At 70.6% G+C, this 12,978-nt stretch carries 13 protein-coding genes; 3 read left to right on the top strand and 10 right to left on the bottom strand.

The window, feature by feature from the left end; translation table 11 throughout:
• Positions 1 to 49: 49 nt before the first annotated feature.
• From C2L59_RS20970 to C2L59_RS20940, 7 genes are all read right to left on the bottom strand, one after another.
• Positions 50 to 904 (bottom strand): amidohydrolase family protein, encoded by an 855-nt coding sequence (locus C2L59_RS20970; protein ID WP_103351199.1) that lies wholly within the window; start codon positions 902 to 904, stop codon positions 50 to 52.
• The gene (locus C2L59_RS20965; protein WP_103351198.1) at positions 901 to 2,454 is read right to left on the bottom strand and encodes a benzoate-CoA ligase family protein; all 1,554 of its coding nucleotides are present in this window, start codon (positions 2,452 to 2,454) and stop codon (positions 901 to 903) included. Before C2L59_RS20965 ends, C2L59_RS20970 begins: the two co-directional genes overlap by 4 nt.
• A gap of 8 nt (positions 2,455 to 2,462) precedes the next feature.
• A complete protein-coding gene (gene boxB, locus C2L59_RS20960) occupies positions 2,463 to 3,884 on the bottom strand; it encodes a benzoyl-CoA 2,3-epoxidase subunit BoxB (RefSeq protein WP_103351197.1) in 1,422 nt (473 codons plus the stop codon).
• 5 nt (positions 3,885 to 3,889) lie between these two features.
• Positions 3,890 to 5,509 (bottom strand): 2,3-epoxybenzoyl-CoA dihydrolase, encoded by a 1,620-nt coding sequence (gene boxC, locus C2L59_RS20955; protein ID WP_103351196.1) that lies wholly within the window; start codon positions 5,507 to 5,509, stop codon positions 3,890 to 3,892.
• A gap of 32 nt (positions 5,510 to 5,541) precedes the next feature.
• Entirely contained in the window at positions 5,542 to 5,967 is a 426-nt protein-coding gene (locus C2L59_RS20950) for a hypothetical protein (protein WP_370444761.1), read from the bottom strand.
• Between the two features lie 81 nt (positions 5,968 to 6,048).
• Positions 6,049 to 6,951, bottom strand: coding sequence for a GNAT family N-acetyltransferase (locus tag C2L59_RS20945; RefSeq protein ID WP_103351195.1), 903 nt, complete (start codon positions 6,949 to 6,951; stop codon positions 6,049 to 6,051).
• Between the two features lie 153 nt (positions 6,952 to 7,104).
• Positions 7,105 to 9,531 (bottom strand): glycoside hydrolase family 3 protein, encoded by a 2,427-nt coding sequence (locus tag C2L59_RS20940; RefSeq protein WP_103351194.1) that lies wholly within the window; start codon positions 9,529 to 9,531, stop codon positions 7,105 to 7,107.
• Between the two features lie 95 nt (positions 9,532 to 9,626).
• On the opposite strand from C2L59_RS20940, the gene C2L59_RS20935 reads away from it, so the two are divergent.
• The gene (locus tag C2L59_RS20935) at positions 9,627 to 10,208 is read left to right on the top strand and encodes a TetR/AcrR family transcriptional regulator (protein WP_103351193.1); all 582 of its coding nucleotides are present in this window, start codon (positions 9,627 to 9,629) and stop codon (positions 10,206 to 10,208) included.
• Between the two features lie 2 nt (positions 10,209 to 10,210).
• Here C2L59_RS20935 and C2L59_RS20930 read toward each other — a convergent pair whose 3' ends face one another.
• Both C2L59_RS20930 and C2L59_RS20925 read right to left on the bottom strand, forming a co-directional pair.
• Positions 10,211 to 10,594 (bottom strand): PPOX class F420-dependent oxidoreductase, encoded by a 384-nt coding sequence (locus tag C2L59_RS20930; protein WP_103351264.1) that lies wholly within the window; start codon positions 10,592 to 10,594, stop codon positions 10,211 to 10,213.
• A 28-nt stretch (positions 10,595 to 10,622) separates the two neighbouring features.
• Positions 10,623 to 11,210, bottom strand: coding sequence for a dihydrofolate reductase family protein (locus C2L59_RS20925; RefSeq protein ID WP_103351192.1), 588 nt, complete (start codon positions 11,208 to 11,210; stop codon positions 10,623 to 10,625).
• A gap of 90 nt (positions 11,211 to 11,300) precedes the next feature.
• Between C2L59_RS20925 and C2L59_RS20920 the strand changes: the two genes are divergently transcribed.
• Complete coding sequence (locus C2L59_RS20920; RefSeq protein ID WP_103351191.1) at positions 11,301 to 11,756, top strand: helix-turn-helix domain-containing protein; 456 nt, start codon at positions 11,301 to 11,303, stop codon at positions 11,754 to 11,756.
• Between the two features lie 155 nt (positions 11,757 to 11,911).
• Here the strand turns inward: C2L59_RS20920 and C2L59_RS20915 are convergent, their stop codons facing one another.
• Complete coding sequence (locus tag C2L59_RS20915; RefSeq protein WP_103351190.1) at positions 11,912 to 12,355, bottom strand: MarR family winged helix-turn-helix transcriptional regulator; 444 nt, start codon at positions 12,353 to 12,355, stop codon at positions 11,912 to 11,914.
• Positions 12,356 to 12,403: 48 nt separating this feature from the next.
• On the opposite strand from C2L59_RS20915, the gene C2L59_RS20910 reads away from it, so the two are divergent.
• Positions 12,404 to 12,916: a DUF1579 family protein gene (locus C2L59_RS20910; protein WP_103351189.1), complete on the top strand. Its 513-nt coding sequence runs from the start codon at positions 12,404 to 12,406 to the stop codon at positions 12,914 to 12,916.
• The last annotated feature ends 62 nt before the right edge of the window (positions 12,917 to 12,978 follow it).

Here is a 12,978-nt window from a genome sequence, read left to right as displayed (position 1 = left end):
GGGGGCGCGGGGGTGCCGGAGTCTCACCGGCACCCCCGCGTGCGCACCACTACGCCAGCGACGGCATCAGCTTGACCGCGTTCCCCGCCAGCACCCCGCTCAGCACGTCGTCCGGCAGCCCCAGCCCGGCCAGCGCCCGGACGTTCGCGGCCACCGACGGCACGCCGGGCCAGTCGGTGCCGAACACGAACTTCCCCGCCAGCCGAGCCAGGTCGAACCGCTGGTAGTACTCCGGAAGCTTCTTCGGCGGCAGGCCCGCCAGGTCGAGCCAGACGTTGTCCCGGGCCAGCGCGAGGAACGCCGCCACGTCGTACCACCACCCGCGGCCGCCGTGGGCGAAGACGAACTGCAACGCCGGGAAGTCCTCGACCACGTCCGACAGCAGCTCAGGATTGCCGAAACTCGTGCGGGAGCCGGGAAAGCTCGACGTTCCCGAGTGGAGGATCACCGGCACCCCGCGTTCGAGGCACAGCTGGTAGACCGGGTACAGCTCCTTGTCCGCCGGGGAGAACGCGCCGTGCACCGGGTGGAGCTTCAGCGCCACCGCGCCCAGGTCCAGCTGCCGCTCGGCTTCCGCCGCCGCCGGGTGGTGCAGGTACGGATTGACGTTCGCCACCAGCCGGAACCGCTCCGGGTTGTGGGAGACCAGCGCCACGTTGTCCTCGATCGGCTGAATCCCGGTCGCGCGCGGGCTGTACTCGCAGAACAGCAGGACCCGGTCGACGCCTTCGGCCGCCATGAGCTCGTCCATCGCCGCCGGGACCACGGACCCGTCGTCCGCGTACACCGACCGCCACGGGTACGTGCCCGCGAAGTCGTGGGCCCACTGCAGCCACGCGGGTTTCAGCGTCGGCAGCCGCGGCGCGTGTACGTGCGCGTCGACCACGAAGTGCCCGTCGATCATGGGTGCGGTGCCACCGCCCGCAGCACGTCGCGGACCTGGTCGCGGATGACGTTGCGGCGGATCTTGCCGGTCGCCGTCTTCGGCAGTTCGGCCAGCTCGACCACGCCGCGCGGGCGCTTGAACGCCGCCAGGCCCTCGCGGCAGAACTCGATCAGCTCGTCCGGGTCGACGGCGAACCCGGGTGCGGGCACCACGCACGCCACCGGCTTGTCGAGCCCGTCGGCGTCCGGTGCGGCGACGACCGCCACCTCGGCCACCGCCGGGTGCTGCCGCAGCCGTTCCTCCACTTCGGACGGTGAAACCCAGATCCCGCCCGCCTTCAGCATGTCGCCGAACCGGCCCAGGCAGCTGTAGGTGCCGTCCTCGTTGCGCACGTAGCTGTCGCCCGTCCGCAGCCATTCGCCCTGGAACACGAGCTTCGTCGCGTCGTAGCGGGCCCAGTACCCGGTCGCCGTCGACGGCCCGGCCACGAACAGCTCACCCGGCTGCCCGGCGGCCTCGACCACCGCGCCCGCTTCGTCGCGGATCTGCAGCGAGTACCCGGGCACGGCGACGCCGGTGGTGCCCGGCCGCACCGCGCCGGGCTGGTTCGACAGGAAGATGTGCAGCGCCTCGGTCGACCCGATGCCGTCGAGGATCTCCAGCCCGAAGCGCGCGCGAAAGCGTTCGAACAGCGACGCGGGCAGCGGCTCGCCGGCCGAAACCGCGTACCGCACCGAAGCGAACGAGTCGTCGGGGACGTCGCTGGCGAGCAGCGCCGCGTAGAACGTCGGGACCGCGAAGAACAACGACGGCTGCTCCTCGCGTGCGCGTCTCGCGAACAACGCGGGCGTCGGACGCGAAGGCTCGAGCAGCGTCGTGCCGCCCGCGCCGAGCGGGAAGAAGCACGAATTCCCCAGCCCGTAGGCGAAGAACAGCTTGGGCACCGACAGGAACCGGTCCGCCGCCGACGTCGCCAGCACGCCGCGCGCGTAGGTCTCGCAGACCGCTCGGATGCTCGCGTGCCGGTGCATCGCGCCCTTCGGCTGCCCGGTCGTGCCCGAGGTGTACAGCCACAGCGCGGGCGAGTCCGCCCACGTCCGGCCGCCGCGGAACGCCCCGTCCAGTTCGGACCACCGGTGCGTCCGGACGCCGTCCGGGACGCCCGTCGCGTCGGACCGGTCGAGCAGGACGTCGGTGACCTCGGGGGCGAGGCCGAGCGCGGTCACCGCCTGCTCGGCGAACTCCCCGGACACGCACAGCACCCGCGCCCGCGAGTCGGCCAGCACGTTGCCCAGCTCCAGGCCGGTGACCATGGTCGAGACCGGGACGGCGACCGCGCCGGCCAGCATCGCGCCGAGGATGCCGGTGAGCAGCTCGACGTCGTCGACCATGCAGAACATGACGCGTTCTTCGGGTCGCACCCCGAGCGCGGCGAGCCCGCCGGCGACGCGCCGGGACTCCGCCGCGAGCTCGGCGTAGGTGAGGGACCGGCGGGGCGACACGACCGCGGTCGCGTCCGGGTGCCCGGCCTGCAGCAGGTACTCCGCGGCGTTGAACCCTGTCGCCACCAGTCCTCCTACGTGAGGTGCACGTACTCGTAGTCGATGGGCTTGCCGTTGATGCCGTGGCGCGGCGGCGCCACCCAGCTCGCGATCTTCCCCCGCTCGTACACCGGGTGCATCAGCGAGCGGACGAACGTGAGGTCCTCGGTCGTGGGCAGCCACTTCCGTTGGCCGGCCTCCCAGGTCGCCTCGTCGACGATGGTGCCGTCGGGAGTGACGTGGTGGCCGGAGTTTATGCCGACTTCGCGGTTGAAGCCAGGGTGCGGCAGGCGGAACGCGAAGTCGACGCCGGCGTCGGCGAGGATCTTGTTCCAGCGCTTCACGCCGGTCTGGCAGTCGGCCACGTACTCGCTGCGCAGGTCCAGGTTGAGCAACAGGATCGCCTGCTGCTCCTCGGTCGTCCAGGTGCCGTCGCCGTTCGGCCGCTCCAGCGTGCGGGCGTCCCCGGTGAGCTTGTGGTCGTCCCTGCGCCGGGTTTCCTGCCAACGGCCCTTGAGCCCGGCGGTGTAGTAGTTGGCCGCGTTGGTCGAGGTCTCGCTGCCGAAGAGGTCGAGCGAAACGGTGTAGTGGAAGTTGATGTACCGCTGGACGACTTCCAACGGGATGCCGCCGTGCGGGCCGATGTCCAGGGTGTCGTGCTCGCGGATCAGCTCGGCGCTGCGGATCACCACGCGGTCGACGCCGGTGGTGCCGACCATCATGTGGTGCGCTTCCTCCTTCAGCATGAACTCGCAGGTGCGCGAGAGCGGGTCGAAGGAGGACTCCTTGAGCGTGCCGAGCTGGTACTTCCCGTCGCGGTCGGTGAAGTAGGTGAACATGTAGAACGCCAGCCAGTCGGCGGTTTCCTCGTTGAACGCGCCGAGGATCCGGGGCGCGTCCGGGCTGCCGGAGTTGCGCAGCAGCAGCCCTTCGGCCTCGTCCCGGCCTTCGCGGCCGAAGTAGGCGTGCAGCAGGTACACCATCGCCCACAGGTGGCGGCCTTCTTCGACGTTGACCTGGAACAGGTTCCGCAGGTCGTACAGGCTCGGCGCGGTCAGGCCGAGGAGTTTCTGCTGCTCGACCGACGCCGGCTCGGTGTCGCCCTGGATGACGATCAGCCGCTGCAGGTCGGCCCGGTATTCGCCGGGCACCTGCTGCCACACCGGCTCGCCCTGGTGCTCGCCGAAGGCGATCCGGCGGTCCGGGTCGCGCTCGGCGAGGAAGATGCCCCAGCGGTAGTCGGGCACGTTGACGTGGTCGAAGTGCGCCCAGCCTTCGCGGCCGACGCTGACGGCGGTGCGCAGGTAGACGCCCTGGGTTTCCAGCGTCGGGCCCATTTCGCCCCACCAGTGCAGGAACTTCGGCTGCCAGCCTTCCAGCGCGCGCTGCAGCCTGCGGTCCTCGGAGAGGTTGACGTTGTTGGGGATCTTGACGTCGTAGTCGATCTTCTCGGGCATCTGCGCTAGACCCGCTTCCTGTCGAAGACGGCCTTCTGCCCCGTACCGTATCGGCGCAGCGCGCCTTCCGGCCCGGATGCGTTCGGGCGGGTGAAAATCCAGTTCTGCCAAGCCGCCAGCCGGCCGAAGATCTTGGTCTCGATGGTCTCGGGACCGACGAACCGGTGGTTGGCCTCCATGCCGGTGAGCGCGTCCGGGGACAGCGACGCGCGGCCTTCGAGGGCGATCCGGATCTCGTCCTCCCAGTCGAGGTCGTCCGGAGCGTCGGTGACCAGGCCGAGTTCGAGGGCTTCGGCGGCGCTCAGCTCGCGGTTCTTCTCGCGCGCCAGCCAGGTGAGGTGGTCGTCGTCGCCGTAGAACCGCGTCTGCAGGCGGGTCAGGCCGTTGCCCATCGGGAACGCGCCGAAGTTGGCGTCGGTGAGCTCGATCGAGGCACGTTCGTCGCTGTCTTCGTCGTCGATCGGCGGGCCGTCCAGGATGTACTGGCGGTCCGCGGCGAGCGCGATCTCCAGCAGGGCGCCGGTGAAGCAGCTGCCGGGTTCGATGAGCGCGATCAGGCTGCGGCTGGTGACGTCGAGGCGCTTGAGCGTGCGCTTGAAGTAGTGCGTGATCTCGTTGGCCAGCCAGTGCTTCTGCCCGAGTACGGCCTCTTCGTGCGCCCGGACCTTCGCCGGGTCCCCTCGGGTCTTGAGGATCCACGTCCCGGCTTCGACCTCGTTGGTGCGCAGCCGCAGGATGGCGTCGTCCAGCTCGCGGGTCATGGCGAGGAACCAGCCGCCCGCGCCCTCTTCGTGCAGGTCACCGGGGTCGTTTTCGGGACCCTTGATGGTGATCGTGGCCTGGTTCTTCTCGACCTCGATGTCGACATAGCGATGTTCGAGCGGGGTCAGCTCGATGCCGTGGTCCGCCTGCTTTCCGGACTCGCGGGCGAGTGCCTTCGCCTTTTCGAGGACCTTCTCGCGGAAGTCCTGGCGGGGCACCAGTTCGTCGACCAGCCGCCAGTCGACCGCCGTCTTGCCCTTGACGCCGTCCGGGCGGGTGGCGAAGACGTCGGCGAGGTCCCGGCGGACGCGCCGCTTGTCGACGACCCGGGTGAGGCCGCCGGTGCCGGGCAGCACCCCCAGCAGGGGCACCTCCGGCAGCGCGACCGTCGAGGCGTTGTCGTCGATCAGAAAGATCTTTTCGCAGGCCAGCGCGATCTCGTAGCCGCCACCGGCGCAGGTGCCGTTGACCGCGGCCACGTAGGTCTGGCCGGAGTGCTCGGTGGCGTCCTCCATGCCGTTGCGGGTCTCGTTGGTGAACTTGCAGAAATTCACCTTCCAGTGGTGTTCCGACGCGGCGAGCATCCGGATGTTCGCGCCGGCGCAGAAGACCCTGTCCTTGGCGCTGGTCACGATGACCACGCGGACCTCGGGGTGCTCGAACCGCAGCCGCTGGGTGGCGTCGTACAGCTCGATGTCGACACCGAGGTCGTAGGAGTTGAGCTTGAGCTCGTACCCCGGGACCAGGCCGCCTTGTTCGTCGACGTCCAGTTCCAGCCAGGCCACCTCCCCGTCGATCCGGAGGCGCCAGTGGCGGTACTCGGCGGGACGGCGATCGAAGGCAACCGGTGTGGTGGTGGTCACTCACCTGATTGTCTACACGAGTCAGACGGAGGTCAATGTTGTGTAGAAACTTGATCTCGGGCGGTCACCCGGTTGAGCGTGGCCCAGGCCCAGGTGAGGAACACCCACAGGGCGAGCCCGGCCGCGGCGTCGGTGAAGATCGTCGCGAACCAGAACGCCGGGATCTGCGGGACGCCGGTGAGAAAATGGCCGAGGGTGACCATCCCGGCCAGGGAATAGACCAAGAGGAACGCCAGGGCGCGGGGATATCGGCCTTGCGCGTACGCGCGGTAGCCGAACCAGCCGAAGGCCGTGAGCAGCACCCAGGTGACAGCGACGACAATGCTCCCGACGAATGGGGAGACGCCCTGGAGCTGCGGGTAGTCCGCGTACCGGATGGTGTTGTGCGCGTAATGGATCGCCGTGCTGAGCAGCGAGAAGCCGAGTATCCCGCGAAGCGGTGTCAGTCCCTTGTCCACCACGGCCCCCAATTTGATAGATCGCTCTAGCGACGGTAGCGCGCGGCGGCCGCGCCCGGCAAGACGCGGCCGCCCCCGGGGTCACACGAAGTCGATGCGGTGCTGGACCACCGGATAGCCCGCCTTCGCGAACGCCTTGGCCATCGGGACGTTGCCGACGTCGGTGCCCGCGACGATCCGGTCCGCGCCGTAGCCGACTAGGTCGTGCGTCGCCTCGACCAGGAGGTCGTAGGCGTAGCCCTTCCCACGGTGCTCGGGCACCACGGCGACGTAGCCGACCACCGGGTCGTAGACGTTGCGGCTCGGCAGCACGAGCCCGGCGAGTTCCCCGTCGGGCGTGTACGCCAGCCGCCACCAGTCCCGCGGCGCCGGCATCCACTTCATGATGTCGAGGTCCTCCTGCGCGGCCGCGTCGAGGCCGTGCTTCTCGACGGTGTTCCGGACGTGCGCGTCGAGGCTGCCGACGTGCACCCGCTTGAAGACGTCGAGGATGACGTCGTCATCCGGCTCCGGCCGGAACTCGAGCCGGCCGGGCTTCGCCGGCAGGCCGTTTTCCGGGGTCCAGCGGAAGCGGAAGCGCTCGACGAGCTTGCGGTAGCCCGCCGCTTCGGCCGCCTCGACCCGGCCGGTCACCTCGGCGGCGACCTGCGGGTCGTCCTGCCACGCCGGGGGCGTGTGCAGCGCGTACTCCGCGTGCAGCGGTGCGGTTTTCAGAAGGTGGACGGCCGCGTCGAAATCGGTGAAGTCGAACCAGTCCAAGGCGATCGGCTCTTCGTCGCCGGCTTTGGCCCACCAGGCGGCGCGAGCCACGACGACGTCGTCGCGCAGTGCGACCCAGGTCCACCCGGGCCGGTACTCGCCCCTCTTCGCCATCTCGATGAAGTCGTCGCCCAGCAGCGCGCGGCCGACGAGACCGCGGTCGGGCAGGGAGGTGAACAGTGCTTCTTCGCCCGCTTCGAGCGGGCGCACGACCAGTTCGGTCATGGAAATCCTTCCGGGAGTACGCGCTCCCGGTCAGACAGCCGGCACCCTCGCTGCGAGGTGGGAGCGCGTGATCGGTTGCGTGATCATCGGTCCCACCTCCTTTCGCTGGTCAAGGTGCCTTCCCGAGACCTTAGGGGACAAGCGCGCCGGCGATCAACGTATTTTCTGCAGCACCACGCGCGTGCTCAGCCGCGGCTCGGCGTAGGAGTGCGACGCCTCCAGGACGTACTCGCCGGCGATGTGCTGCCAGCCGTCGCGCCAGACCTCGGCCGACCTCGGCGTGATGGCGATGTCGGTCTCGACGGCCTGGCCTGGGCGGGCTTCGACGCTCGCGAACCCGGCCAGCCAGCGGTGCGGCCGGTCGCCGCGTTCGGTCGGGGCCAGGTAGAGCTGGACGACTTCGCGGCCCTTACGCGTCCCCGTGTTGCGTACGCGGACTCGGACGCGCGCGCCGCCTTCGTCGTCCGGGTAGGCGTCGAGCTCTTCGTACACCCAGGTCGTGTAACCCTGGCCGTGGCCGAACCAGTAGGCCGGCTGCTTTTCGCCGCGGGCCCAAGCGCCGTAGCCGATGTACACGCCTTCGCTGTACTCGAGCACGCCTTCTTCGGGCGTCACGTCGGTGACCGGGGCGTCTTCGAGCTTCGCCGGCCAGGTCGTCGGCAGGCGGCCGCCGGGCTCTTCGCGGCCGAAGAGGACGTCGGCGAGCGCGTCGCCGCCGGCCTGGCCGGGGAACCAGGTGAGCAGCACCGCGGCGACTTCGTCCCGCCACGGCAGCTCGACCGGGGCGCCGGCGTTGACGACCACGACGGTGTTCGGGTTGGCCCGCGCGACCCGCGTGACGAGCTCGTCCTGCCGGCCGGGCAGGGCGAGCGACGTCCGGTCGAACCCTTCGCTCTCGACCTCGGCGGTGGTGCCGACCACGACGACGGCGACCTCCGACTTCGCCGCCAGCGCAACGGCTTCCTCGATGGCGGCGTCCGGGTCGAGCACCGGGCTGCGGTGGCCGAGGGCGAAGGTGACCCAGGCGAAGGTGCCGCGGGCGAACTCCGCCATCTCCGACGGGATCCAGTACGTCAGGCTGACGTCGACCGGCTCGCCCTCGGTCAGCTCGATCTCCCGCCGCTGCTCGTGGACCTGCATGATGGACGTGAAGATGTCCCCGCCCTCCGGCAGGTTCACGCCGTCGAAGAGGGTCTGGCCGTCGACGGTGAGGCGGAGGTCGCCGGGGCCGGTGACGCCGAAGGTGTGCGTCCCGCTGCGGTCCGGGAGGAACGTGCCGGTGATCTCGACCGAGGCGAGGGCGCCGATGTCGAGCCCGGCCGGAAGTTCGCCGATCCAGTCGATCCTGGCCTGGCGCAGGGAAAACTCCGCCAGTTCGGTGCCGTCGGCGGCGCGGGCCGTCGCGCGGAGCCGGAAATTGTCGGTGGCCGTCGGTAACGTCGTCCGCGGATCGGCACCGGGGGCGTGGACGAGCTCGGTGCCCGGGGGAACGGCCGCTTTCAGGCCGTCGAGAGGGGAGACGACGTGCTCGGGGAACACGGTGGCACTGCCACCGCCGAGGATCTTCGGGTCCGCGGCCAGCGCGCCGATGAGCGCGATGCTCTGCGGCTCCTGCAGCGGGAGCACGCCGGTTTCGTTGCTGAGCAACACGAAGGACCGGTGCGCGACTTCGCGCGCGACGGCGTCACCGTCCACATCGGAGTGTCCGGGCGCCGGGGCGTCGCCCAGCGCGCCGGCCCGGTGGGCGAGCAGGAGCACGCGGCGCACCATGGCGTCGACGACGGCTTCGCCGACTTCGCCGCCGCGAACGGCTTCGGCGAGCCGTTCCCCGAACACCGTGCGCGGGCCGGGCATGGCGACGTCGAGGCCGCCGTTGGCGGAGGCGACGGTGTCGCGCGCGGCCAGCCAGTCGGAGACGACGAAGCCGTCGAAGCCCCATTCGTCGCGCAGCACGCCGTTGAGCAGCTCGGCGTGCTGGGTCATCGTGACGCCGTTGACGCTGTTGTAGGCGGCCATGATCCCCCACGGCTTCGCGCGCCGGACGATGAGCTCGAACGGCGCGAGGTAGAGCTCGCGCAGGGCACGCTCGCCGACGCGCACGTCGGCGGTGAAGCGTTCGGTCTCGAAGTCGTTGGCGACGAAGTGCTTGACCGTGACGGCGACCCCGCCGTCCTGCACGCCGGTCACGTAGCCGGCGCCGATCATCCCGGTGAGGAGCGGATCTTCGGAGTAGCACTCGAAGTGCCGGCCGCCCAGTGGCGAGCGGTGGAGGTTGACGGTGGGCGCGAGCAGCACGTGCACGCCCTTGCGGCGGGCCTCCTGCGCGAGCAGGCGGCCGGCTTCGACCGCCAGGCGCGGGTCCCAGCTCGCGGCGAGCGCGGTCGGGCTGGGCAGGGTGACCGAAGGGTCGTCCGGGCTCCAGCGCGTCCCGCGGACGCCGACCGGGCCGTCGGAGAGGACCAGGGCGGCGAGCCCGATCCGCGGCAGCGCGGGCAGGGACCAGACGTCCTGACCGGCGAGCAGGCCCGCTTTGGCGTCCAGGTCGAGCTCGGTCAGCAGCGCGTCGACGTCGAAGCTCATGCGCACCCTCCGCGGTCGGTCCTGCCGTCACCCTACCTGGCGGTGGGTAGTGAACGTTATAGTTCCGTGACAACTTGTCCCGTAGGCTCGGGATCATGACCCGGGCCAGGGGCGCCGACCGCCGAGCCAGCATCGTCCGAGCGGCGTTCGAGGTGATCGCCGAACGCGGCTACCGCGGCACGTCACTGGCCGCCGTCGCCGAGCGCGTTGGCCTGACCCAGCAGGGGCTGATGCACTACTTCCCCACCAAGGAAGACCTGCTCGCCGCGGTGCTGGAGACCCGGGACGAGTGGGACCTGCTGCACTTCGGCCACGCGCCGCCGGGCGACCCGTCGGCGATGACCGTGAACCAGCTGGCGGACCTCGTCGACTACAACGCGACCCGGCCGGGGATCGTCCAGACGTACACGGTGCTTTCGGCCGACAGCGTCACGGACGACCACCCGGCGCGGAAGTACTTCCACGACCGCTACGCCCGCGTGCGCGCGGGCATGGCGCAGATGCTCGAGCGCCACCGCGACGAACTGCCGGCCGGGACGACCCCGGAACAGCTGGCCCCGCTCGCCGTCGCCGTGCTCGACGGCCTGCAGCTGCAGTGGCTCCTCGACCCGGCGGAGGTCGACATGTCCGCCGGGTTCCGCACGTTCCTGACCCTGCTGGGAGTGAAGCCGGACTGACGTCAGCGCATCCCCACGCTTTGGCGCTCCGGCTCGATGAGCGCGACGACCCGCTGCTGCTCACGCGTGTACGGGCCGCCGATGTACTTCGTCGCGATCCGGTCGACGATCGCCCAGGCGGCGTCCCCCTCGATCCACTCGGCCACCCGGCCGCGGATGATCACCGGCTCGAACGGGTTGTCCACCGGGGTCAGCGAAAGCGCGACTCGCGGGTCGCGCCGCAGGTTGCGGGCCTTCTGCGAATCCGGGCCGGTCAGGATGGCGATCCGGTCGCCTTCCGGGTCGACCCAGACCGGCACCGAGTGCGGCGCGCCGTCGGGCAGGACGGTGGCCAGGTGACCGATCGCGGTGGTGGCGAGGATGCGGCGGACGTCGGCTTCGAGCATGGTCATCTCCTGGGATTCGGGGCGGGTTTCAGGCGACTGCGTAGTGGAGGTGGGTGACGCCGGGTGCGGGCACGGCCTCGACCAGGTTCAGCCGCACGTGCGACGGCAGCTCCCGGAAGAAGGGCCGGCCGCCGCCGAGCAGGACCGGGACCTGGTGGAGGACGATTTCGTCGACGAGCCCGGCCGCCAGCGCCGAGGCCAGGACGCCGCCGCCCATGAGCCCGACGTCCTTGCCGCCGGCCGCCTCGCGGGCCGCCGCGACGGCCTCTTCGATGGTGCCGACGAGGGTCTGCCGCTCGGTCAGCTCCGGCGCCGGCCGGTGGCTGAGCAGGAAGAGCCGGGCGTCCGGGTGCGGGCTGCCGCCGCCGAAGTGTTCCGAGTCCTCGTAGGTGTTGCGGCCGGCCACGATCGCGCCGACCCGCCCGGCGAAGGCGTCGAAAACGCGGGCGCTCGGGGCGCTGAGCTTGAAGAAGTCGAAAACGCGGCTCGGGGTGTCCCCGTCGGAGTACCAGTCGAAGAGCGTCCCGCCGTCACCGAGCCCGTGCCCCGGACCGGCCCCACGGCCGGTGATGTACCCGTCGACCGACACGGCGTGGGCGCTGAAGACCTTGCTCATCGCGACACTCCCTTCTGGGTTCCTTCAAGAGACTCCAGAACCTTAGCAGCTTCAGTTCCTTAAGGGAACCCCAAGTGCTAACCTGGGGACATGCAGCGCACGAACTTCAGCGAACTGGCCGCGTGCTCGATCGCGCGCACGCTCGACGTGATCGGCGAACCGTGGTCACCGCTGATCCTGCGGGACGTGTGGGCCGGGGTCACCCGGTTCGAGCAGCTCCAGGCCGACCTGGGCATCTCGCGCAAGGTGCTGACCGAGCGCCTCAACCACCTGGTCGGCGAAGGGGTCCTCGAGCGCCGCCCGTACGACCGCCGCCCGCGTTACGAGTACGTGCTGACCGAAAAGGGCACGGAGCTGGTGGACATGTTGATGGTGATGACCCGCTGGGGCGACAAGTGGCTGGCGGGCCCGGCGGGCCCCCCGGTCCTCTACCGCCACCACGCATGCGGCGAGGTGGCCACGGTGGACCTTCGCTGCGCCCACTGCGGCGACCCGATGCACGCCGACGACGTGGAGCTGCTCCCGGGCCCCGGCGCGACGCGCTGAGCCCTGCGACCGACGGCCGGCGGCCACGGCGGCGCCGCCCGCTTGCCACCGCGCCGCGGCATGTCACCGCCGGCGCCGCCCGCTCGGCCCGCCCACAACAACCGAGCCACTACCGCCGCGCCGCCGTCATCGCCATCCCGATCGAGCGCGCGCCTTCACAACCGTTGCTGCGCCACAACTTCCCGTAACCGCTGCAGCGTCCGCAGCGTCGTCTCCAGATCCTCCCGCGGCACCTCGGCCGCCAGCTCCTCCGCCCACGCCACCTGCGCCTCCCCCAGCTCGCGCATCGCCGCGCGGGCCCGCCGCGTCAACGACAACAGCGGCGCCCGCGCGTCGGCCGGGTTCGGGAGGCGGTCCAGCATTCCGTTGCGCAGCAAGCGGTTCACCGTCTCCTGCACGCTCTGCCGCCGCAGGCCGCGGCGGCGCGCCACCTCCGCCGCCGTCGCCGGGCCGTCCTCGAGGAAGCCGAGGACCTGCCACTGCGCCGCGGTCAGCCCGACCGGCGCGGTCAGCGCGTCGCCCGCCGCGAGGAATCCGCCGTTGCACGCGAAAACCGCGTCGATCACGCGGGTGAACGTCTCGGCACGAGGGGATCGCATGCGTGCTAGTCTCGCACATCGACAGGTACCTGTCGAAATGGAGACACCATGGACATGCCCCGCCTCGGCCCCGCGCACGAAGCACTGAAGGCGTTCGTCGGCGACTGGACCGGCACCGAGGAACTCGCCGCTTCGCCGTGGGCCCCGGCCTCGACCGCGCACGCGGACTGCGAATACCGCCTGGCGCTCAACGGTTTCGCCGTCATCCAGCACTACCGGCAGCGCCGCGAGGACGGCTCGGAGTTCCTCGGCCACAACGTCTTCACCGCCGATCCGGCCACCGGCGAAACCCTTTGGTACGGCTTCGACAGCTACGGTTTCCCACCCGAGTCGCCCGGCCGCGGCGGCTGGACCGGCGTCACGCTGACCCTCGAAAAGACGACCGCCCGCGGGGTCGCGCGGCACCGGCTCACCCCGGACGGCGGGACGCTGACGCACGAAATCGACCTCCGGATGGGTGAAAACCCGGGGTACAGCCCGTTTTTGCGGGCGCGGTACACCCGGAAGGAGCAGCAGCGCGCCCGAAACTGTCAGACCCCCGGAGTACAGATGAAGGCGTGACCGGATCCGCCGAAACCACCGCCACGGACCCGCCCCCGCTGATCGGGGTCGAGAACGTGAAG

The sequence above is a fragment of the Amycolatopsis sp. CA-128772 genome, from assembly GCF_002904295.1.
Taxonomy (GTDB): Bacteria; Actinomycetota; Actinomycetes; order Mycobacteriales; family Pseudonocardiaceae; genus Amycolatopsis.
Note: the sequence above shows the minus strand (reverse complement) of the source record. Positions and strands in the feature narration are given on the sequence as shown.

What these genes read in the sequence shown, in the direction of transcription:
- C2L59_RS20970 (WP_103351199.1), bottom strand. Translation starts at nt 904, where the DNA reads ATGATCGACGGGCACTTCGTGGTCGACGCGCACGTACACGCGCCGCGG.
- boxB (WP_103351197.1), bottom strand. Translation starts at nt 3,884, where the DNA reads ATGCCCGAGAAGATCGACTACGACGTCAAGATCCCCAACAACGTCAAC.
- C2L59_RS20945 (WP_103351195.1), bottom strand. Translation starts at nt 6,951, where the DNA reads ATGACCGAACTGGTCGTGCGCCCGCTCGAAGCGGGCGAAGAAGCACTG.
- C2L59_RS20940 (WP_103351194.1), bottom strand. Translation starts at nt 9,531, where the DNA reads ATGAGCTTCGACGTCGACGCGCTGCTGACCGAGCTCGACCTGGACGCC.
- C2L59_RS20935 (WP_103351193.1), top strand. Translation starts at nt 9,627, where the DNA reads ATGACCCGGGCCAGGGGCGCCGACCGCCGAGCCAGCATCGTCCGAGCG.
- C2L59_RS20930 (WP_103351264.1), bottom strand. Translation starts at nt 10,594, where the DNA reads ATGCTCGAAGCCGACGTCCGCCGCATCCTCGCCACCACCGCGATCGGT.
- C2L59_RS20925 (WP_103351192.1), bottom strand. Translation starts at nt 11,210, where the DNA reads ATGAGCAAGGTCTTCAGCGCCCACGCCGTGTCGGTCGACGGGTACATC.
- C2L59_RS20920 (WP_103351191.1), top strand. Translation starts at nt 11,301, where the DNA reads ATGCAGCGCACGAACTTCAGCGAACTGGCCGCGTGCTCGATCGCGCGC.
- C2L59_RS20915 (WP_103351190.1), bottom strand. Translation starts at nt 12,355, where the DNA reads ATGCGATCCCCTCGTGCCGAGACGTTCACCCGCGTGATCGACGCGGTT.
- C2L59_RS20910 (WP_103351189.1), top strand. Translation starts at nt 12,404, where the DNA reads ATGGACATGCCCCGCCTCGGCCCCGCGCACGAAGCACTGAAGGCGTTC.